The sequence below is a fragment of the Thermoactinomyces sp. CICC 10735 genome (assembly GCF_016055175.1).
Classification (GTDB): domain Bacteria; phylum Bacillota; class Bacilli; order Thermoactinomycetales; family Thermoactinomycetaceae; genus Thermoactinomyces; species Thermoactinomyces vulgaris.
The window spans coordinates 307,109-328,889 of record NZ_JAECVT010000002.1 but is presented as its reverse complement, the minus strand read 5'-3'; the positions used below and the strand labels follow the sequence as shown (position 1 = coordinate 328,889).

The following is a 21,781-nucleotide window of genomic DNA, read 5'->3' as shown; positions in this document are numbered from 1 at the left end:
AGAAAGGAAAATTGATGTTAGAAGGGGTACGTAAAACGATGGCGATCAAATCAGACAAATGGATTCGGAAAATGGCAGAGCAATACAAAATGATTGAACCATTTATTGACCGGAATGTCGGGAAAGGAGAAGCGGTCAGTTACGGATTGAGCAGTTACGGATATGACCTCCGGGTCGCTGATGAGTATAAGATCTTTCACAATGCCTTAAACCCGGTGATTGATCCCAAAGCAATCGATTCGGATTCTTTTTTGGATTATAAAGGGGATGTGTGCATTATTCCGCCCAATTCATTTGCTTTGGCCCGGTCCGTGGAATATTTCCGCATTCCGGAGAACGTGCTGGCGATTTGTGTGGGTAAATCGACCTATGCCCGTTGCGGGATCATCACCAATGTGACCCCGCTTGAACCGGGATGGGAAGGATATGTGACCTTGGAGATTTCCAACACCACGCCTCTGCCGGCCAAAATTTACTCCAATGAAGGGCTTTGCCAGATTCTTTTCTTGGAAAGTGATGAGGACTGCGAAGTTTCCTACCGGACGAAAAAAGGAAAATATCAGTTTCAATCCGGTATTACATTGCCGAAAGTATAGCCATGCATAGAAAACGTGCGGGAAATCCGCGCGTTTTTTGCTGAAGAAGGCTGAAGGTTCAACATGAGCCGGAGAACTTACATCATGGTAGATCATGTTCATTGCCACGGCGACATGCCCATGAGAATCTGTTCCGAACTGGACGAAAACCGGTACGAACTGCGAAAAGTGGAAGTGTTCCGGGACGGAAGCATTGGATATGCTTATGATGATATCGAGGCAGGTCCGACCGGATTGGGAAAGTTGCCGGTTCCGCCGCTGGAGGAGATCGCGCAAGACCCGTATGAAATCTTTTTTCCGAAGGAAATCACCCAAGAAGAGTTTGAACAAATTTGGAAGGAGATAGTGGAGGGCGCACGGTGAATCCGTGCGTTTTTTGGAGTGAAGATAGGCGGCCAAAAGGAAATCGTCGGAAAATGTCGAAAGGAATGGAAACGGAAGAAAGGAAGATGGGCATTGCAGCGTCCTTTTGTGGTTGCAGGAATTGCCTGGGGAGCCGGGATTTTGTTGGCGGACCGGATGGGGAACCATGCGGCTTTGTTCCTCGGACTGGCCGTTTCTTTCTTGCTTTCGGGCGTCTGCTATGATTACCTCTTTCGCAAGGGGCGGCCGGTTTGGATTTTTTTGTCGGCGCTGTTTTTGGCCGCTGCGCATTTTTCCTGGGTGGACGGGCAGAATCGGAGCCAAATCCCGTCAACGGTGGAAGGGGAAGAAATGACCGTCGCCGGAACCATCATTTCTTCGCCCGTCGTGGACGGGGATGTGCTCCGCTTTGACCTGAAACTGGACCGCTTGCAACAAAAGGATCATGTGATCAACGGAAACCGGGAAAAAATCCGGGTTTTCCTTTCACTCCAATCAAAAGAAGAAGCGGAAAAGGCTGGACAATTGCGTCGTTATTCCCGGATTCGGCTTCCGGTCCGGATGGAAAAACCATCTCAACGTTCCAACCCGGGGGGAATGGACTACCGGGCTTATTTATTTCGGCAAAAAATTCATTGGACGGGAAAAGGAAAGGGTTTGCATTCTTTGGTGATGTTAAAAGAAGCCCCGCCACATCCGGTGGGATGGGTGGATGCATGGCGGAAGAAGTTGGCCGGACAATTGGAAAAACTGTATGACGAGCCGGTGTCCGGTTATTTGCGCGGCTTGCTGCTGGGGGAGCGCTTGGAAGTGGATCCGGACTGGGAACGGCAATACACCCGGTTGGGCTTGGTTCATTTGTTGTCGATTTCCGGATTGCATGTTACGGTTCTGACCGGGATCGTATATTATATTTTAAAATGGATCGGCCTGACCAGAGAAAAGGCGGCATGGGTTGTCCTCGGATTGCTGCCGGTCTATGCGGTTCTCACCGGTCTCGGAGCCCCGGTGGCCCGTGCGGCGGTCATGGCGGGGTTGACGATGGTTGCCTTGATTTTCCGCAAGCCGGGGGACAGTTTGTCCTTTTGGGGGATTGCTCTTTTGCTTCTGTTGGTGTGGGATCCCTATCAATTGTTTGAAGCCGGATTTCAGCTCAGTTTTTTGTTGACGGCCGGATTGATTGTCTGGACGGAACCGGTGTCCGGACAGCTCACATGGCTCCCCTCACCGCTTCGTTATCCGGTCGCAGGGAATCTGGTCGCGGAATGGCTGTCTTTTCCATTGGTGATTGATCACTTTCATGAATACTCTTTCATGTCTTTGCCCGCTAATCTGCTGTTTGCTCCCATCGTCAGTTTTGTCGTGCTTCCGGTCTCTTTGCTCCTTTTGGGGTTGAGCTGGATCTGGGAGTCCGGGAGCATGGGGGCGGCCAATGTGATGGAAACGGGGATCCGGATGATGCAGGGAGGGATGGAGTGGCTGAGTACATGGAAGGCATTTTGTCCGGCTTTTCCATCTCCTCCAGAGTGGTGGATCCTCCTTTACTATCTCTCTTCGGCGATGGCGCTTTGGTCATGGCTTCGGCGCGGAAAACCGGTTTTTCTTGCGGCAAGCGTGGCGGCACTCAGCCTGCTGTTGTGGGCGGAGCCGGGAAAAGAAGACGTTTTGGCACGCCTTGCTTTTCTGGATGTGGGCCAAGGGGATGCCACGGTCATTGAGACGGCAAACGGTCAAACCGTTTTGGTGGATGGAGGCGGCCATGTACGTTACGATAATCATGAAGCATGGCGAAGGCGAAAGCATCCGTTTCGGGTTGGCGAGGATGTGATTGTGCCTTACTTAAAATCACAAGGAATCCAAAAAATCGATTGGTTGATCCTGACACACGGCGACCAGGATCATATCAATGGATTATTGGATGTGATCCGGCGGTTTCCGGTGCAAAAAGTGGTGCGTAATGCCCGTTTGCCTGCAAATGAGGAGGAACGGCAACTCATGACGGAGCTCCACAGACAAAAAGTTCCGGTCTATGTGTCCCCTGTGGGCCGCACGTTGGAAATTGAAAGGGGAACGGGGTTTGCGTTTTTGCACCCGGATCCGGTCCGGCATGGAGGCAAAGGGGAAGCAACCAACGAAGATTCGGTGGTCTGTTTGTTTTCCGTTCACGGCATCAACGTTTTGTTTCCCGGAGACATCGGCACGGAGACAGAAAAAAGGTTGCTTCAACGCTGGCGTTGGCCGGCAGTGGATATTTTAAAAGTCGCCCATCACGGCAGTGGCTCTTCCACCCATGAAATCTGGCTGGACGTGCTCAAGCCCAAGCATGCGGTGATTTCGGCCGGACGTTACAACACCTATGGACATCCTGCCCCGGAAGTGATTTCGCGGTTGGAGAAAAGAGGCATTTCCATTTGGCGGACCGATCAACAAGGAGCTGTGATCTTTGAGATCGGGAAGAAGGGAATGACCGTCAGTTCCGTCAGGGATGCAACCCGGAAGATGTTCCATTTAAAATGAATCCGTTTTTTCTTTATACTACTTTTGTATACATAAATCTCCTGTTTGCAACTAACATGTGGGAAAATAGGTCAATAAATATGGGGGGTTATTTTTTTGCTTGACTCGGAATTGATTCAGCGGGCACAGGCAGGGGAGCGAAAAGCACTGGTTGAGATTTTGCGACAGTTGGAAACGCCGCTCTATCGCACTGCTTACTACATCATGGGGAATGAACAGGATGCGCTGGATGCAACCCAGGAAGCATTGCTGAAAGTGTATCGGTATTTGCCTTCGTATAAAGGGGATGCCATGATTTACACGTGGGCGCAACGCATTGTCACCAATGTGTGTATGGATATGTTTCGCAAACGGAAGAAGGTGGTGTTCATGGAGGAGGATTTTGTTCAGGAAGATTACCATGCAGGCAAAGAGATAGAAAAGGGCGCCATCATCTCCGATTTAAAGCAAGCGATCCGGCGTCTTCCGATGCCCCAGCAAACAGCGATTATTCTACGGTATGTCCAGGACTATAATTACAAGGAAATTTCAGAAGCCATGAATTTGCCGTTAAATACGGTGAAATCTCATTTGTTCCGGGGACGGAAACAATTGCAAAAGTGGTTGTCCGAATATCAGGAAGGAGGGGATTACCTGTGGCGGATGAAAAAATAAACGAATGGGTGCAACGTGATCTGGATGATGATTTGTCTGAAGCGGAAAAAAAGATGCTAAACAAACATCTGGCAGAATCAGTGAAAGATCGCGAGAACGCTGAGAAGCTGATGGAGGTTTCGCGTCAGCTGTCCCTTCTTCCCAAAGTGGATCCACCCCGCGATATTGTGGGCGATGTCTTGGCTCAAATCGATCAAGAGGAGGCTTCCCGTCTGAAGAGAGAAGCTTCCGTCCGGCGCCGGTTTGGATGGCCGCTGGCGGCAAAGGCATTGGCGGCAGTGGTGGTGATCGGTTTCATTGGCTTTTATGCGTGGATGAATTTTCAACCGGCGGAGAAAGAAAACGGAACCTTCATGGGAGATTCCACCCCGAAGGAAGAAGTGAATGTCCTGATGGAGAAAACGGATGGTCCGGCACCGGACGGGGAATCCGGTGCACAAGTTTGGTCGCCGGATGAAACCTATCAGGCGGAATGGAGACAAGGAACGCTGGTTGTCACCAAAGCGGACGGGACCATTCAATTTGAGCGTTCTTTTGCGGGAACGGGTGCGCGTTTGCAAAAAATCGAGTGGTTGACCGATCAAACCCTGAAAATGACCATTCAGGAAGACCAAAAAGCTCCTCAATCGATCACCATTGATGTGGAGAAAAAGGAAGAAGTTCATCATTAGGGCAAGAGGTGGAACAAGTGGATCATTCCCGTTTGGAAGAATTGAAAAGAAAAGGGCCGCATCCGGTATATTTGCTTTACGGAACCGAGTCTTTTTTGATCGAGGAAACGGTTCGGTGGATGAAAACCAATTGGATGCCTGCCGATGATCCGTTTGGCAACATGATCGCTTTTGATCTGGAGGAAACGCCGGTTCAAATGGTGGTCCAAGAGGCGGAAACACTCCCTTTTTTTGGTGACCGGCGGTTTATTGTCGGGCATCATGCCCATTTCCTCACAAGCGAAAAAAAGGCTGCGGGGATTCAGCATGATGCGGATGCCTTGCTGAAGTACCTGGAAGATCCTCTTCCATCCAGCATTCTTGTGCTGACGGTTTATTCCGAGCAACTGGACAAGCGAAAAAAAGTGGTAAAGGCCTTGCAGAAAAAAGCCTTTACCCTTTCGTTTCCCCCTCTGAAAGGGAAGGAATTGACGGATTGGGTAAAAGGGCGGTTTGCAGCACATCAAGTTGCCATCGATCCTTCCGCATTGAAAGAGTTGGTTCTTTTGGTCGGAGAGAACTTGCAATTGTTGAATCAAGAATGTATGAAGCTGGTCACTTACGCGGGAAGGGGAGGAACGGTGACGCGGCAAACGGTGTCAGAGCTTGTCCCGCGGACACTGGAGCATAATATATTTAAACTGACGGAAAAGATGGCCGAGCGGAAAATTGATCAGGCGCTCATGGTTTGGCAGGATTTGTTGTTTCAAAAAGAAGAGCCGATCCGGATTCTTGCCTTGATGATCCGGCAAATCCGGTTGATGTTGCAAGTCAAAGCCCTGGCAAAGAAAGGGATGCCCGAAAAAGAGATGGCAGGTTTCTTGAAAGTCCACCCTTATCCGGTGAAACTGGCCTTGAAAAACGGTGCCAAATTTACAGAGGACCAACTGCGGCAATTTTTGATTTCCGCCATCGCCACCGACCAGGATATCAAATCCGGAAAAGCGGATAAGGAACTGGCGGTTGAACGGTTACTGTTCGCCATTCATCATTCCTTTGCTTGAAGAAGATGTGCCGATCCTGTTTCCTTCATCAACACAGCAATGCTAAGATACTAAAGAGAAGGGAAGCTGTGGAAGGAGTTGATCAAAATGGATCCGGCAAAACGGAATGAACTGCGTAAAAAGCAGCGGATTTATACCAATGTGCTCATTCTCGTCTATCTGGGGATTCTTGCTTTGCTGTCTCTGGCACAACTGTCATCGCTTGTGATCTACACGCTTTTGGGCATTTTGTGTTTTCTTGTTGCACTCAGCAGCTTTTGGCTGAAAACCTTTCACCCGACCTTGCTGCTTTTTCCGGGGATGAAAGAATTGATCCGGTACGAGAAAGAAAAGCTGGGTGAAACTTGGAAGAAATATCATCTGTCATCGGTGATTTTGGCCGTTGTGTTGGGGATCTTTTTCTTGGGGCAGGCTTGGTTTCGCCAGGATTTGTACTTTTTGGAAGGGATCCCGGTTTGGTATATCGCGGTTTTCATCGTGGGAGTGTTTCTGATCGGGAATTTGAGTTTGATTGCCCATGCCCGCCGCTTTGACCGGTTGTCGGCGGAACAAATCCGTGTACATGCGTCAGAGCGGAGTTTGTTTACCGTTATTTTTGCTTGTGTTGTATTAGGCATGACGTTGTTGGGATCCGTTTTTATCCTGCTCATTTCTTGAACCGGGTGAAAAAGGCCGGCGATGAAGGCGCCGGCCTTTTTGTTTATGATGCGGTGGTTTTATTCATGATCCGGTTGGTGACTTCATAGGCCGAGGAGAAGGAAAGTTCGGAGAGTTGGCCTTCACCCTGGCACCAGTCTCCGGCGAAATACACATTATCCAAACTGTACAGTTTCACCGGCAGCAGTTTTTGGTCATGAATACATTTAATTTCCTGAACAACCGCTTTTTTCGAAATTCGTTTGGCGACGAGTTGATCCCGCCAGCCGGGGAAGTGTTTATCGTAAACGGATTCAATGTCCGCCACTTTCTCGTTGGCCTTGTTGGCAGCCGCTTCTTCATCATTGAGATAAGCGATGGCTTGCATCAACTGACCGCCTTCCGGGATGCAGGTCGTATCATAGTAGGAAATGTCTGTGATAAACACTTTCTTTTCTTTTTGATATACATAGGTATACGGGCTGGGGATCCGTTCTTTCAATCCCACATCATAGACGACCACTTGGGTGGGCGAGTAGTTGCGATAAATTTCGAATGTCGATTCATACGGGGTGTCGGCAAAAAGCTGGTGTAACTCTTTCGGCGGAATGCACAAAATGAACTCATCGGCTGTGTAAGTGGTTTCTTTCCCGATGATTTTGGAAATTCGGTTGCCGTCCAGTTCGATGCCGCTGACTTTTTCTTTGGTGATGATTTTTCCCCCGTGATCTTCAATGATTTTGGAGAAGGATTCCACAATCGCCTGCCAGCCTCCCCCGATGTAACTGACGGCACGTTGTGTGGAGAATAAGCGTTTGTAATATTGGAAAAACAGCGGGGAAGGAATTTTTTCAGGCTCATTGGTAAAGAAGTTGGATGATGCAATGGTCAACAGCAAATCCCTGACTTTTGGGGGCTCTTTCTCCAAATATTGCCCGATGGGAATGCCTTCTTCCCCTTTTTCGATGGAAGCCATGGTTTTGAACACTTCATAGGCGAAACGCCATTTGTTTTGGGAATCCAAAATTTTTGTGCGGTAAAGCCCTTCCAATGTGGCAGGCATTAAGGTTGTATAAGACCCCAGATCGTAATAAGCTTTGGATGGGGAAAAATTTTTCCAGTCCACTTCCAATCCGATTTCGCTTTCATAACGCCGCAAAACGGATTTGTCCCGGGCATAAATGGCATGGGCGCCAAAGTTAAAGTTAAACCCCTTCAAAGGGATGGTGATGGCGCGTCCGCCCAGTTTCGGTGCTTTTTCCAGCAAAGTCACATCATATCCATTGTAAGCGAGTCGGGCTGCTGCGCTTAAACCGGCCAAACCTCCACCCGCTACAATCACTTTTTTAGACACAAGACACACTCCCTTGAGATCGTTTGCAATTTTTATAAAGAAATATCGATCTACTTGTAATATTGTAGCAAGTTTAATCACAAGAGGATAGTTTTTTTAGATATTCGAAAATTTCAATCGAATGAAACAAAAAAATCTCCCGCGATCAGGGAGATTTTTGGGGCATGGGTTTTCGGGACGCATCTTTTTCTGTGGACAAAAGTTTTTTATATTGGATATACATGGCGATCCGCCAGGGCAGCAGCATGCCGAAAGCCAGAATAAAAAACAAACTGGCCGTTTGGTAATAGCTGATGAAATGTTCGATGTATGTGTGCAGTGACATGCGGATGACAAACAAGATCAACAGAATGTAAATGAACGCCCGGGAACGTTTCAGGTAAACTTGTCCGTCGATGATTTCATATTTGGACGTTTGAATCAAAGGAATGGACAAAAAAAGAGCCCCGACCAAGAAAGATGCGATGGCCCAAGACCAAGGGATATGCACAGGCGGGTACAGGAACATTAAAAAACCTGTGCTCATTCCAAGCGGTGGAATGAGTATTTTTTTGGCGTTGGTCGGTTTGTCAGCCGCTTTGATTCGAACGAAAATCACGGTCAGTGCCATGATGAAGGCAAAAATGGGTGCAATGACTTTGACATTCACGGGGATAGAATGCATCATGCCCGTCCCTCCTTGTATGATAAAAAAACTAGCACAATTTAAGAAGCTTGTAAATAATATATACTTGACTTTTCCGGATCGTTCTAGGAAAATATTCTTCAATCGTCAGGTACAAATGGATAAGGACAGAAAGTGTTGAAAAAGAGGAGTACCACAGGGGAACTGTTCAGAGAGTTGGCGGGTGGTGCAAGCCAATCAGGGACCTGTGTGAATGGACTTTGGAGCTTTTTTTCCGAACGGGGCATGAGTCCTCAGTAGGGAAAAACGGGAAGACCGTTATCTGTTGAGTGCACCTTGATTTCTCAGGTGAACGAGGGTGGTATCGCGGGCAAAAACCCGTCCCTTTTGGGGGGCGGGTTTTTTATATGAATATTTTTTGCATGGCAAAGGAGTGATTTTGGATGACGCGAGTATTGTCCGGAGTGCAACCGACGGGGATGTTGCATTTGGGAAATTATCTCGGGGCCATCAGGCAGTTTGTCGAGTTGCAAAATGAAGCGGAATGCTACTTCTGCGTTGTGAATCTGCATGCGCTCACCATTCCGAAAGATCCCAAGGAGGTTTTGGAAAGAACCAAAGATGTCGCCGCTTTGTATCTGGCGGTCGGGCTGGATCCCGAAAAAGTGACCTTGTTTGCCCAGTCACAGGTGAAAGCCCATGCGGAAGCAAACTGGCTGCTTCAATGTGTCGCCCGTGTCGGGGAATTGGACCGGATGATTCAGTTTAAAGAAAAAGGAAAAGGATCGGAATCGGCACTGGTCGGATTATACACGTATCCGGTGCTGATGGCGGCAGATATTCTGCTGTACCAGGCGGACAAGGTGCCGGTCGGGGAAGACCAAAAGCAGCATTTGGAACTGACCAGGGATTTGGCACAACGATTCAACCGGGATTATGCGGAAGTGTTCACCATTCCCGAACCGCTGATCGGAAAAGTGGGGGCCCGCATCATGGGGCTGGATCAACCAAAGAAAAAAATGAGCAAAAGTGCGGAAAGCGCAATGAATTACATTGCGATGTTGGATGATCCGAAAACCATTGAGAAAAAATTGAAACGCGCGGTGACCGATTCGGACAACCAAGTCCGTTTTGACGTGGAGAACAAGCCGGGGATCAGCAATTTGCTGTCGATTTACAGCCTGCTCTCCGGAAAGTCCATCCCGGAATTGGAGAAACAATACGAAGGGGTGGGCTATGGTAAATTTAAAAAGGATTTGGTCGAGGTGACGGTCGATCATCTCACGCCAATCCAAGAGCGGTACCGGGAAATCCGGCATACCGATTATGTGGACAAAGTATTGGATGAAGGAAAAGAAAAAGCCCGGCTCGTGGCCGAGGACACTCTGCGCAAAATGAAAGATGCGATGGGAATCTTGTGAGGCAAAAAAAGATGCCCCGGAATCTCCGGCGGCATCTTTTTTGTATAAAAAAGCGACCCGGTCAAAGGGGTCGTTTTATGGAACCGTGCATCAGGCCAAAGCGTTCAACTTTTTGGCAAGACGGGATTTTTTGCGGGCAGCTGCGTTTTTATGGATTAAACCCTTGGTTACAGCTTTGTCCAAGCTGCGGGTTGCTTGACCGAAAAGAACTTGTGCTTGTTCTTTGTCCTGATTTTCCACAGCGGTCAAAAACTTTTTCACAGCCGTACGCATTGCCGATTTTTGGGAAGCATTGCGTTTGCGGCGCTCTTCGTTGGTTTTCGCACGTTTAATTGCCGATTTGATGTTTGCCAATGAATTCACCTCCCGTACAAGGATTCCGCATCCCTAAAATGCAACATGCAATATTCTAGCATGGGAAGGGGCAAAAAGCAACAATCCCCCAAGAATAAATCCAATGACATCAAGCAAACTAAAAACAGGAGGAAGTGAATGGAAGGAGAAAAGAAACATGAATCAGGATCCATCGCAAGGTCATCAGGTTGATTTGAGCCGGTATAACATCCGGACCGATTTGGCGCGTGAATCGCATGAATTGGCAACCAAAAGAAACAGGAGCGGGAACGGTTCCATTCCGGGAGTGCGGATCGAGGAAAAGACGGAGGACGGGATCACAACCAGCTGGATTTGGATTGAAAATGACCGGGGCGCGGAAGAGATGGGAAAAGTGCCAGGCACTTATTTAACCATTGAAGCTCCGGAACTGAGATCGAGAGATTCCGTCTTCAGCCAGAAAGTGGCGGGCCATTTTGCAGAACAGTTTGCCCGGTTTTTAGATGAAGCCGGAATTGGGAAAGATGATTCCTGCCTGATTGTCGGGTTGGGTAACTGGAATGTCACGGCCGATGCATTGGGGCCCCTGGTGGTGAAGCACACCATGATTACTAGGCATTTGTTTGAGCTGGAACCGGAATCCGTTGAGGAAGGATACCGGTCGGTCAGTGCGTTGTCCCCGGGCGTGTTGGGGTTGACCGGACTGGAGACGAGCGATATTGTACGGGGAGTGGTTGACAAAGCCAAACCGGATTTTGTCATTGCTTTTGATTCGTTGGCTTCCCGGGCTTTGACCCGTGTGAATACGACCATTCAGGTGGCGGATACCGGCATCAATCCGGGATCCGGGGTGGGAAACAACCGGAAAGCGTTAACCCGGGAAACGTTGGGGGTTCCCGTGATTGCCATCGGTGTTCCCACCGTGGTGGATGCGGTGACCATTGCCTATGACACGATTGATTTTGTCATCTCCCATCTGGGAAGAGAAATTCATGGCGAAAGAAACAACCCGCTGGATCCTTACAACCGCCCGACAGTGAAGGATTTGAAAAATTATCAGCTTCCTTCCGGCACCGCGCGGGAAGTGTTGGGAATGTTCGGTCGTCTGAATGAACAGGAAAAACGCCAGCTCATTCATGAAGTTCTTTCCCCGCTGGGACAGAACCTGATCGTGACCCCAAAAGAAGTGGACTCCTTTATTGCCAATGTGGCCAAAATGATCGCCAACGGTGTCAATTGTGCCTTGCATGATGCGGTGACGATGGATAATGTGGCTTCGCACGTCAATTGAAGACGGCGTACGGGATCAAAAACGGAAGCTTGTGAGCGGAACAGGCTTCCGTTTTTATGTCCGCCTGTTTGTTGAAGGGGCGGGGTTTTGTTCCGGATTTCTATCAACCCTTCTCCTGTATTTTTTAAGTCTCATAGGTTCTACTTTTGCCGGTTTTTTCATAGCTTAGGGATGAGAGACAAGCTGGCAAAGGGTGAACCGGATGAATCATCGGTATCGAAGGTTTATGACGTTAAACTTGGCACGTCCGCGGACCAGAAGAATCTTGGTTTTTTTATTTTTGGCCATCGCGGTGTTGTTTTCATTTGCGGGAGCCTGGGTCATGGTTCAGGCTGAAAACAGCATGCAGGGTTCGGATTTTAGCCGGGTGACTTCCCGCATTTCGGCCAAAACCCTGGCCATGGTGATGGGGGAGAACATCCCGTATTTTCAGGAAGAAATCGGTTCGGCCGGATTGGACGGGATTGTGTCCCGGATGACTTTTGAACTTTTAACCAGCATGAATTTACAAGATCCCCGTACCTTTCTGGGCCGGGAATTGCCGATGTACGCACTTTTTGACAGCGAAATTGACGTGGCGAGCGCCGATGTCGATTACACATCGATTCCCATTGAATCGGCTCCTCCTCCCGAATTGGAAAAAGAGATCATCAAAGCGATGGAAAAGCCGGATCAGGACCGCGCCAGCACAACCCAAAGCGGGATCAAACAGAAAAAAGTATTGATTTACTCGACGCATTTTTGGGAGTCTTATCTTCCGGAGGTGGGAGAAAAAAATCCGCAGAAAGCATCGCATATCGAAAAAAACATCACCCTCGTTTCTCAACATCTGGCCCAAGTGCTCGAGAAGATGGGCATCGGGGCGGTCACGGCGGAACGGAAATACACTTGGGATTCGGGAGCGTACAAGCAATCGAGGAAAATGGTGCAATCCGTGATGGGGCAGCATGAAGGGATCACTTATCTGATCGATTTGCACAGGGATGCGCAACGAAGGGACAAAACCACCAAAACTTACAACGGGAAAAGTTATGCCCGGTTAGCTTTTGTCGTGGGAAAATCGAGCAAGCATTTTGAGCAAAATCTGAAGCTGGCCCGTGAGTTGCACAAAGAAATCAACAAACAATATCCCGGATTGTCACGGGCGGTGATTATTAAAGAACGGACAAATGGGAACAACGGTGAATATAACCAGTCTTTATCCCCCAATAGCATGCTTGTGGAAGTGGGAGGGGTGGATAACACCTTCGAAGAAGCATACCGGTCGGTCGAAGTGTTGGCGGAAGTGCTGGCGCAACGGATTCATGATGCCACGCCGGTGATGCGGCAAGAAGGATCTTAAAACAGTTTTGAGGTGGAGAAACATGCGGGTTTGGGTGCAGATAATCGGGCTTTTGGCCATGTTGGTTTTCGGTATTTTTATCGGGATGGATGTTGCGGAACGGAATATGCAAAAAATGCAAGGGATCGAAGGGGCGCCACGGGCCATTCAAATTACTCCACAGGAAGGGAAAATCGAAATCTCCGTCTTCGGACAAACCATCGGATCCGAAGAAGCGTCGGCGAAAGCCGGTTTAAAGAATCCGGAAAAAAGCGCTGGTCAGGAAATGAGGGAAGGAACCAATTATCTGGCTGAAACCGGAAATCAGGTCGGCACGATGATCCGTGAACTGTTGCGCGAGTTGGCCGACCGGTTGTTTGCCTGGACAAGATCATAGTTTTTTCCATCTCAAATCCGGCGGATGCATGGGGATCGCGGTCCCATGCTTTTTTTATGTCGTTGAAACCTCCTGTGTCTGCTGATATAATTTAGGAATGCAGTCTTGCATTTTGCAGGAGGGAAAAGAACGGGAATGGAAAACAAGAATCATCAGAAACAAATACGTAATTTTTCTATCATCGCCCATATTGACCATGGAAAATCGACGTTGGCAGATCGGATTTTGGAGAAAACGGGTGCTTTGTCCGAAAGGGAAATGCAAGATCAATTCCTGGATCAGATGGATTTGGAAAGAGAACGGGGAATCACCATCAAGTTGCAGACCGTGCGTATCCCCTACAAAGCCAAGGATGGGAAAGAGTATGTGTTAAACCTGATTGATACGCCGGGACATGTTGACTTTTCCTATGAAGTTTCCCGTTCTTTGCAAGCATGTGAAGGAGCGTTGTTGGTGGTGGATGCTTCCCAGGGGGTGGAAGCGCAGACGCTGGCCAACGTTTATTTGGCTTTGGAAAACGATCTTGAAATCATTCCCGTTATCAATAAAATCGATCTACCCAGCGCGGACCCGGAGCGCGTGAAGCAGGAAATTGAAGACGTGATTGGTTTGGATGCCAGTGATGCAGTCTTGGCATCGGCGAAAGCCGGCATCGGGATTGAAGAGATTCTGGAGCAGATTGTGGAAAAGGTTCCCCCGCCGGAAGCGGATGAATCCAGTCCGCTTAGGGCGCTCATTTTTGATTCGGTTTATGATTCCTATAAAGGCGTCATTATTTATACCCGTGTTTTTGATGGGACGATCAAAAAGGGCATGGGCATCCGGATGATGGCATCGGGAAAAACCTTTGAAGTGACCGAAGTCGGCGTTTTCACACCGCGCCCCGTGATCACCAATGAGTTGAAGGCCGGTGAAGTGGGATTTGTCTGTGCCAACATCAAAAACGTGCGCGACACCCGGGTAGGGGACACGATCACCGACCGGGACCGTCCGGCTGCAGAGCCGTTGGCCGGTTACCGGCGCATCAATCCGATGGTCTTTTGCGGGTTGTATCCGGTGGATTCGTCCGACTACGACAATTTGCGGGAAGCCCTTGAAAAGCTGGAATTGAATGATGCTTCCTTGTCTTTTGAGCCTGAGACCTCACAAGCGCTCGGATTCGGTTTCCGTTGCGGTTTTCTGGGGCTTTTGCACATGGAAATTGTCCAGGAACGGATTGAACGGGAATTTGGAATTGAATTGATCACCACCGCTCCCAGTGTGGTATACCGGATTCACAAAACCGATGGCACGATGTTGGAAATCGAAAATCCGACCTTGATGCCGCCGGTGCAGGAGATTGACCGGGTGGAAGAGCCGTATGTGAAAGCCAGCATCATGGTTCCCAATGACTATGTCGGTGCGGTGATGGAAATATGTCAAAATAAAAGAGGACAATACGTCAATATGGATTACCTGGATCAAAACCGGGTCAACCTGGTTTATGAGTTGCCTTTGGCCGAGATTGTATACGACTTTTTCGACCAATTGAAATCCAACACCAAAGGGTATGCCTCCTTTGATTATGAATTGATCGGTTACAAGGAAGCGAATCTGGTGAAACTGGACATTCTCCTCAATGGAGAGATTGTGGATGCCTTGTCGTTTATCGTCCACCGGGATCGTGCCTATCAGCGCGGCCGGGCGTTGGTGGAAAAGCTGAAAAGCCTGATTCCGCGGCAAATGTTTGAAGTGCCCGTACAGGCGGCCATCGGCAACAAGGTGATCGCAAGGGAAACCATCCGTGCCGTACGGAAAAATGTTTTGGCCAAATGCTACGGCGGCGACGTCAGCCGCAAAAGAAAGCTGCTTGAAAAGCAAAAAGAAGGAAAGAAAAGAATGAAGTCTGTGGGAAGCGTGGACGTTCCCCAGGAAGCATTCATGGCCGTGCTGAAGATTGACGAACAGAAATAAAGAGGAAAAGCCGCAGGCGGGTGCAACGCTTGCGGCTTTTATCAAGGAGGTGGGGGTTTTGCCGCCCAAATCGGTTTATGTTCATATTCCTTTTTGTACAAATAAATGTTATTACTGTGACTTTACGGCTTATGTCGTGGGCGGACAGCCGGTGGATGATTATTTGGATGCGCTGAAGCGGGAAATGGAGATGGTGACGGAAGCAGCCAAGCCGCAAGAAATTGAAACCATTTTTATCGGAGGCGGCACCCCGACCGTGTTGACTCCAAAGCAAATGGAAAAACTCCTTCGGGATTTGCGTCTTCATTTTCCGGATTGGTCCGACCAGCTTGAATTCACCGTTGAAGCCAATCCCGGCACCACCAGTCCCGAACTGCTTTCCGTCATGCGCGAAGGCGGCGTGAACCGGATCAGTTTTGGGGCGCAAACCTTCCGGCCGGATCTGTTAAAGCGAATCGGGCGCATTCACAGCGCCGGGGAAATCCGGGAAAGTGTCGACGCCGCCCGCATGGCCGGTTTTGACAACATCTCACTGGATCTGATGTTCGGCCTCCCGACGCAAACCGTCGACGATCTGAAACATACATTAAATGAAGCCATGTCACTCGATCCGGGTCATTTTTCCTGTTACAGTCTGAAAATTGAAGAGGGTACGGTGTTTTATCACTTGCACCAACGGAAGGAATTGCCGCTTCCGACGGAGGACGAAGAGTTTGAGATGTACCAATGCATCCGTTCGTTTATGCGGGAAAAGGGGTATATCCAATATGAAGTGAGCAATTTTGCCAAACCCGGAAGGGAGAGCAGGCACAATACCACGTATTGGCTGAATGAGGAATACTATGGTTTGGGAACCGGGGCGCACGGCTATGTCGGTTCCACCCGCTACGCGAACGTGACGGGGGTTCGGGCCTATATCGATCAAATCCGGCAGGGGCATTTGCCGGTGAAAGAATCGTATCAGGTCAGTCCGGAAGAAGATATGGAAAACTTCATGATCCTGGGGCTTCGCCTGTTAAAAGGGGTGAAACGATCCCGTTTTGACCGCCGGTACGGTTGCCGGCCGGAAGAAGTGTTTGATACGGTTTTGAGGAATTTGCAAAGTCAAAAATTCATCAAAATGGAGGGAGACTGGATCTCCTTGACGGAAAAAGGGCTTTTGTTTGGAAATGAGGTGTTCGCCTCATTTCTCAACGGCGTGGAATTATAGAGGCATCCGTTGACATCATTTCAGCCGTTTGGTAATTTAAAAATAGTATTTTTAGCACTCGTCCTTCAGGAGTGCTAACAAGGAGGGAAGGCAGATGTTAAGCGAGCGGCAGAAGATGATCCTTTGGGCAGTCATTGATGATTACATCTTATCGGCTGAACCGGTTGGTTCACGCACGGTTTCCAAAAAGGAAGGAATTCATTTTAGTGCCGCAACGGTTCGCAACGTCATGGCTGATCTGGAAGAGATGGGATTTTTGGAACAACCGCACACATCTGCCGGAAGAGTACCTTCACAAAAAGGGTATCGTTTTTATGTCGATCATTTGTTGAAGCCGTATATGTGGTCAAAGAAGGATTTAATGGCTTTGCATGATTATTACGTCACACGGATGGATCATGTCGAGCAAGCAATCAAACATACCAACTCGATTTTGTCACAACTGACCAATTATATGACCTTTATCTTGGGGCCGAAAATTTCGGAAAGCAGATTGAAACACCTGCAAATCGTTCCGCTGAATGACCGGACCGCAGTTTCCATATTGGTTACGGATACGGGCCATGTCTATCAACAGCACATCACCGTTCCTGAAGGGGTATCATTGTCGGAGATTGAGCGGTTGACGAATTTCCTCCGTTTCCGTTTGACCGGTTCTCCCATTTCCAAATTAAAGCGGATTGTCGTCAAAGAGCTGGCTGACGAATTGCAGAGACATGTGGACCATTTTGAAAAACTGACAGACTTGCTGGACCAAATTCTGCTGGCCCGGCCGGACGAACGCTTGTATACCAGCGGGACGACGAAGATTTTGGAACAACCTGAATTCCGCGATGTGGATAAAATGAAATCCCTGCTCGACTTCCTTGAAAATGACGATGAGATCATATCCCTTCTCCAAACTTCTTCCGAAGGGGTGCAGGTCCGCATTGGGTATGAAAACCATTTGGAAGCAGTGAGGGATTGTAGTATCATTTCCGCATCGTATATGATTAATGGGGAACCTGTTGGCACAATCGGCGTGTTGGGCCCGACCCGGATGGATTACGGGCGGGTGATCGGAATCATTCAGTTGTTGGCAAAAGATTTCTCAAGGCGTTTGGATTCGTTTTTTTGAAAATGGAGATTAATGGATTATCATGGTTTTGAGAGGGAGGGGGATCTGAATCCCCCGTCCCTGTGTATAGAAAGGGGGGAATACCCGTTGCCCGAAAACGAGTCTTTTGTCCGTAATCCGGATGCGCGGGTTTCGGCGTTGGAGAGTAATGCCAAAGCCGTAAAAGAGGTGGCTTCAGCCGTATCTTCCACCCTGGGGCCCAAGGGGCTGGATACGATGCTGGTCAACTCCAAAAACGAAGTGGTGGTCACCAATGACGGCGTTACCATCCTCGAACTGATGAAGACGGAGCATCCGGCTGCGAAAATGATTGTCAACGTTGCCAAAGCACAGCAGGAGGAAATGGGGGATGGAACGACCACCGCCACGTTGCTGGCCTCCGCGCTGGTGGATGAAGGGGTTAAACAAGTGGCGCACGGGGTTCCTGTAACCAAAGTCATTGACGGGATACAAAAGGGAATCCGGTTTGCATTGCACAAAATGCAGGAAAAAGCACGTCCCATTTACGAATTAGATGATGAATGGCTGCAGCGGATTGCCTTCACCGCCTGCCGCGAGGATGAAGACATCACAATGGCGGTGACGGAAGCCGCGTATATATTGGGACGGGAAAAGTTGTTGGATAAAGGATTTAAGTTTTCATCCTGTGTAATGGCCCATCCCCGCAGCGAGACACGGGTGGTTCCGGGGGTCCTTCTCAAGCAGCCTCATATGGACAGTGAGGTGCAGCGGAAAAAAGGAGAGACGCTTGTGCTCGTTTTGGCGGATTCTCTGGAGCCGGATCAAGATCCGAAAGATTTCGCGTCGGATGATGAGAACAACAAACAAGAAAGATTAAAAGAAGAGTTTTATGTGATGTTGGAACACATCATCCATTTAAATGTGGGGCTGATTGTGGCAGGAGGTTCTGTTGATCCGTATGCAGAGAGTGTTTTTGCGGATGCAGGGATTGTCGTGGTGGAAAACGTGGCAGAGGATGATCTGAGAAAAGTCGCGGAACACACCCGCGCGAGGATTGTGAAGCGGAGTGCTTTGCGCCGCAGCTTGCCGGACGGCATGAAGCCGTTTTTGGGTGTGTGCAAAGAGGTTGCCGGCGACAACGAGCTTCAATGTGTGAGCGTGACCGGCGGTCAAGGAAAGCCGTATGCCACCATTGTTGTCGGAGCGACCACGGAAGATGTGATTAAAGAGCAGGAACGCATTGCCAAAGATGCGGCATCGGCGGTGCAGGCTGCCATCCGGGGCGGTTTTGTGCCGGGAGGAGGCGCCGTTGAGTTGTTTATTGCCCGCCATGTGGAACATTACCGGGAAACCATCCAGGGAACGGAACGGTTTGGCGTGTCTGCCGTGGCGGAAGCTCTCCAAAAGCCGATGAAACAAGTTGTGGCCAATGCAGGCTTTAATCCGTTGGAAAAGATCGAGTCCGTCAAGGTTTTTCAAGCCAAACGTCAATCCGACTCCTTGGGGGTGGATTGCGATCGTGGCACAATTGTCGATATGATTGAAATGGGTGTGGTCGATCCGTTGTTGGTGAAAGCACATGCACTGAAAACAGCCGGTGAGGTTGCGATCGCCATCTTGCGAATTCATGCCATTGTGAAAATGAAGGAAAACCCCGTTTCAAAAACTTAGGAGGATTTTTAAGATGAATCAAGAAAAAGATGAGCTCCAGCATCAACCGGAAGAAGCCCGTTTAGAGCAGGAGCAAAATCGGGAAGAAAAAGAATTACATATCCAAAAGGAACCACCGAAGGAAGAGACAGTTTCCGAAGAAGAAAAAGACGGCGGGAAAGTGCTTGAAAAGTTGGAGGCAGAGTTGGAAGAAGCGAGACAATCTGCAGATCATTGGAAAAAACAAGCAGAAGAAAACAAAGAATTGTATTTGCGGGCGTTGGCCGATTACGAGAACTACCGCCGGCGTGCCCGCAAGGAAAAAGAGGAAGCGTTGAAATACAGTGTGGTTCCTTTTTTGGAAAATCTGTTGCCGGTCCTTGACAATTTCGAGAGGGCGCTTGATGCCGCTGACGCCAATCAGGATGTCCAGGCGCTTCAAGAAGGCATAGAAATGGTGTACCGGCAATTTTTAAATGTGTTGTCCCAAGCGGGACTCACTTTGATTGAAACTGAAGGGAAACCATTCAATCCTCATGAACACAATGCGGTGATGCAGGTTGAAGCGGATGATGTGGAATCCGGAATGGTGGTTGAGGAATTGCAACCGGGGTACCGGTATTTGGATCGCGTCATTCGTCCTTCAATCGTGAAAGTCAGTAAATAGATAACATCTATCTTCATATTTGTCACTGAAGTGGGAGGTAGCAGTTTATGGGTAAAGTGATTGGAATTGATTTGGGTACAACCAACTCATGTGTCGCGTTTATGGATGGTAAAGAAGCGGTGGTCATTGCCAATGCGGAGGGAGGGCGCACCACTCCTTCGGTTGTCGGCTTTTCGAAAACCGGGGAACGTTTGATCGGGGAAGCTGCAAAACGGCAAGCAATCACCAACCCGGACAAAACCATTGTTTCGATCAAACGTCACATGGGAACGGACTATAAAGTGGACATTGACGGAAAAAAATATACTCCGCAAGAAATCTCGGCGATGATCCTGCAAAAGCTGAAACAAGACGCTGAAAGCTACCTGGGGGAAGAAGTCACGCAAGCGGTCATTACCGTGCCGGCTTATTTTAATGACAGTCAACGTCAAGCCACCAAAGATGCGGGAAAAATTGCCGGGCTTGAAGTGCTTCGGATCATTAACGAGCCGACGGCCGCCGCGCTTGCTTATGGTTTGGACAACACCGATGATCAAAAAGTTTTGGTGTTTGACCTCGGTGGAGGAACCTTTGACGTTTCCATCTTGGAATTAGGCGATGGGGTTTTTGAAGTTTTGGCCACCAGCGGAGACAACCAATTGGGTGGGGACGACTTCGACCAAGTGATCATGGATTATCTGATCGAAGAGTTCCAAAAAGAAAACGGAATTGATTTGCGGAAAGATCCCAATCACACCCAAGTGATGCAACGTCTGAAAAATGAAGCGGAAAAAGCGAAAAAAGACTTGTCCGGTGTGTTGACCACGACGATTTCCCTGCCGTTTTTGACCGCTGATGAAACCGGACCGAAACACTTGGAAGTCACCTTGACCAGAGCGAAATTTGAAGAGCTGAGCGCGGATTTGATTGAAAGAACGATGGTTCCGACTCGCCAAGCTTTGAATGATGCCGGATTGAAACCGGAAGACATTGACCGGGTTCTCTTGGTAGGGGGATCGACACGGATTCCGGCCGTTCAGGAAGCCATTAAAAAATTGATCGGAAAAGAACCCAGCAAAGGGGTCAATCCGGATGAAGTGGTGGCCATGGGTGCGGCCATTCAAGGCGGTGTCTTGTCCGGCGATGTGAAAGACGTTGTTCTTCTGGATGTCACCCCGCTTTCCCTTGGAATCGAAACCCTCGGTGGCGTCTTCACCAAATTGATTGAACGGAATACGACCATCCCGACGGAGAAATCTCAAATCTTCTCCACTGCCGCCGACAACCAAACCACGGTGGATATTCACGTTCTGCAAGGGGAACGGGAAATGGCAGCGGACAACAAAACATTGGGACGTTTCCAATTGACCGACATTCCGCCGGCACCTCGCGGCATCCCGCAAATCGAAGTCACCTTCAAAATTGATGCAAACGGGATTGTCAATGTATCGGCGAAAGATAAAGCAACCGGAAAAAGTCAAGCCATCACCATTCAATCTTCCAGCGGTTTGTCCGACGAAGAGATTGAACGGATGGTGAAAGATGCCGAATTGCATGCGGAAGAGGATAAAAAACGAAAAGAAAAAGTGGAGCTTCGTAACAAAGCCGACCAGCTGATTTTCACCACGGACAAAACCTTGAAAGATCTTGGCGACAAAGTGGACGCCGGAGATAAAGACAAGGCGGAAAAAGCCAAAGATGAGTTGAAAAAAGCCTTGGAAAAAGATGACGACGAAGCCATCAAAAAAGGCATTGAAGAACTGGAACAAGCCGTACAACAACTTTCCATCAAACTGTACGAACAAATGCAACAACAAAGTGCCCAACAAAGCCAAGGGGGCAGTGACAACTCCGGTCAGAAGAAAGATGACAATGTCGTGGAAGCCGAATACGAAGAAGTGAAAGAGGATGAGAAGTAAGGAGGAGCAGGAAGAGTTCTCCTCGACTGGAAAGTCAGCGTCGGGGCTCTGCCTTGAGTTGACTTTCCCTTTTTTTGTGAAAGGTCAAAACCAAATCGTTTCA

At 48.9% G+C, this 21,781-nt stretch carries 20 protein-coding genes and 1 other annotated feature; of the genes, 17 read left to right on the top strand and 3 right to left on the bottom strand.

Translation table 11 applies throughout. The features are described 5' to 3' along the window. Positions 1-38 precede the first annotated feature (38 nt). The 7 genes from dcd (at position 39) to I8U23_RS04820 (ending at position 6,501) form a co-directional block, all read left to right on the top strand. Positions 39-596: a dCTP deaminase gene (gene dcd / locus I8U23_RS04850; RefSeq protein ID WP_037994582.1), complete on the top strand. Its 558-nt coding sequence runs from the start codon at positions 39-41 to the stop codon at positions 594-596. A gap of 84 nt (positions 597-680) precedes the next feature. Beyond that, entirely contained in the window at positions 681-959 is a 279-nt protein-coding gene (locus I8U23_RS04845; RefSeq protein ID WP_232335453.1) for a DUF6881 domain-containing protein, read from the top strand. Positions 960-1,052: 93 nt separating this feature from the next. Then, the gene (locus tag I8U23_RS04840; RefSeq protein WP_198050790.1) at positions 1,053-3,476 is read left to right on the top strand and encodes a DNA internalization-related competence protein ComEC/Rec2; all 2,424 of its coding nucleotides are present in this window, start codon (positions 1,053-1,055) and stop codon (positions 3,474-3,476) included. A gap of 96 nt (positions 3,477-3,572) precedes the next feature. Beyond that, positions 3,573-4,130 carry an RNA polymerase sigma factor gene (locus tag I8U23_RS04835; RefSeq protein ID WP_037994578.1) on the top strand — a complete coding sequence of 186 codons (558 nt, stop codon included), beginning with the start codon at positions 3,573-3,575 and terminating at the stop codon, positions 4,128-4,130. Continuing rightward, positions 4,112-4,801 carry an anti-sigma factor gene (locus I8U23_RS04830; RefSeq protein WP_037994576.1) on the top strand — a complete coding sequence of 230 codons (690 nt, stop codon included), beginning with the start codon at positions 4,112-4,114 and terminating at the stop codon, positions 4,799-4,801. Before I8U23_RS04835 ends, I8U23_RS04830 begins: the two co-directional genes overlap by 19 nt. Before the next feature lie 17 nt (positions 4,802-4,818). Continuing rightward, the gene (gene holA / locus I8U23_RS04825; protein ID WP_037994574.1) at positions 4,819-5,844 is read left to right on the top strand and encodes a DNA polymerase III subunit delta; all 1,026 of its coding nucleotides are present in this window, start codon (positions 4,819-4,821) and stop codon (positions 5,842-5,844) included. An 87-nt stretch (positions 5,845-5,931) separates the two neighbouring features. Continuing rightward, entirely contained in the window at positions 5,932-6,501 is a 570-nt protein-coding gene (locus I8U23_RS04820; RefSeq protein ID WP_037994572.1) for a hypothetical protein, read from the top strand. 43 nt (positions 6,502-6,544) lie between these two features. Here the strand turns inward: I8U23_RS04820 and I8U23_RS04815 are convergent, their stop codons facing one another. Together I8U23_RS04815 and I8U23_RS04810 are read right to left on the bottom strand one after the other, a co-directional pair. Beyond that, complete coding sequence (locus tag I8U23_RS04815) at positions 6,545-7,834, bottom strand: phytoene desaturase family protein (RefSeq protein WP_082240625.1); 1,290 nt, start codon at positions 7,832-7,834, stop codon at positions 6,545-6,547. 145 nt (positions 7,835-7,979) lie between these two features. Further along, positions 7,980-8,501 (bottom strand): CcdC family protein, encoded by a 522-nt coding sequence (locus I8U23_RS04810; protein WP_049720358.1) that lies wholly within the window; start codon positions 8,499-8,501, stop codon positions 7,980-7,982. A 126-nt stretch (positions 8,502-8,627) separates the two neighbouring features. Continuing rightward, positions 8,628-8,848, top strand: a binding site (T-box leader). 54 nt (positions 8,849-8,902) lie between these two features. On the opposite strand from I8U23_RS04810, the gene trpS reads away from it, so the two are divergent. After that, a complete protein-coding gene (gene trpS / locus I8U23_RS04805) occupies positions 8,903-9,880 on the top strand; it encodes a tryptophan--tRNA ligase (RefSeq protein ID WP_049720357.1) in 978 nt (325 codons plus the stop codon). 90 nt (positions 9,881-9,970) lie between these two features. Here trpS and rpsT read toward each other — a convergent pair whose 3' ends face one another. Next, entirely contained in the window at positions 9,971-10,234 is a 264-nt protein-coding gene (gene rpsT, locus I8U23_RS04800) for a 30S ribosomal protein S20 (protein ID WP_037994564.1), read from the bottom strand. 157 nt (positions 10,235-10,391) lie between these two features. Between rpsT and gpr the strand changes: the two genes are divergently transcribed. The 9 genes from gpr (at position 10,392) to dnaK (ending at position 21,678) form a co-directional block, all read left to right on the top strand. Continuing rightward, entirely contained in the window at positions 10,392-11,504 is a 1,113-nt protein-coding gene (gene gpr, locus I8U23_RS04795) for a GPR endopeptidase (protein ID WP_037994560.1), read from the top strand. 202 nt (positions 11,505-11,706) lie between these two features. Then, complete coding sequence (spoIIP, locus tag I8U23_RS04790; RefSeq protein ID WP_049720356.1) at positions 11,707-12,846, top strand: stage II sporulation protein P; 1,140 nt, start codon at positions 11,707-11,709, stop codon at positions 12,844-12,846. Positions 12,847-12,868: 22 nt separating this feature from the next. After that, on the top strand, positions 12,869-13,222 hold the full coding sequence (locus tag I8U23_RS04785; protein WP_037994558.1) for a DUF3679 domain-containing protein: 354 nt from the start codon (positions 12,869-12,871) through the stop codon (positions 13,220-13,222). Between the two features lie 135 nt (positions 13,223-13,357). Continuing rightward, the gene (lepA, locus tag I8U23_RS04780; RefSeq protein ID WP_037994557.1) at positions 13,358-15,175 is read left to right on the top strand and encodes a translation elongation factor 4; all 1,818 of its coding nucleotides are present in this window, start codon (positions 13,358-13,360) and stop codon (positions 15,173-15,175) included. A 58-nt stretch (positions 15,176-15,233) separates the two neighbouring features. After that, positions 15,234-16,385 (top strand): radical SAM family heme chaperone HemW, encoded by a 1,152-nt coding sequence (gene hemW / locus I8U23_RS04775; protein ID WP_082240633.1) that lies wholly within the window; start codon positions 15,234-15,236, stop codon positions 16,383-16,385. A 94-nt stretch (positions 16,386-16,479) separates the two neighbouring features. Then, on the top strand, positions 16,480-17,502 hold the full coding sequence (hrcA, locus tag I8U23_RS04770) for a heat-inducible transcriptional repressor HrcA (RefSeq protein ID WP_037994556.1): 1,023 nt from the start codon (positions 16,480-16,482) through the stop codon (positions 17,500-17,502). 87 nt (positions 17,503-17,589) lie between these two features. Further along, positions 17,590-19,134 carry a TCP-1/cpn60 chaperonin family protein gene (locus I8U23_RS04765; protein ID WP_037994555.1) on the top strand — a complete coding sequence of 515 codons (1,545 nt, stop codon included), beginning with the start codon at positions 17,590-17,592 and terminating at the stop codon, positions 19,132-19,134. Positions 19,135-19,147: 13 nt separating this feature from the next. Further along, positions 19,148-19,780 carry a nucleotide exchange factor GrpE gene (gene grpE / locus I8U23_RS04760; protein WP_049720355.1) on the top strand — a complete coding sequence of 211 codons (633 nt, stop codon included), beginning with the start codon at positions 19,148-19,150 and terminating at the stop codon, positions 19,778-19,780. 47 nt (positions 19,781-19,827) lie between these two features. Next, positions 19,828-21,678 carry a molecular chaperone DnaK gene (gene dnaK, locus I8U23_RS04755; RefSeq protein WP_049720354.1) on the top strand — a complete coding sequence of 617 codons (1,851 nt, stop codon included), beginning with the start codon at positions 19,828-19,830 and terminating at the stop codon, positions 21,676-21,678. Positions 21,679-21,781: the final 103 nt, after the last annotated feature.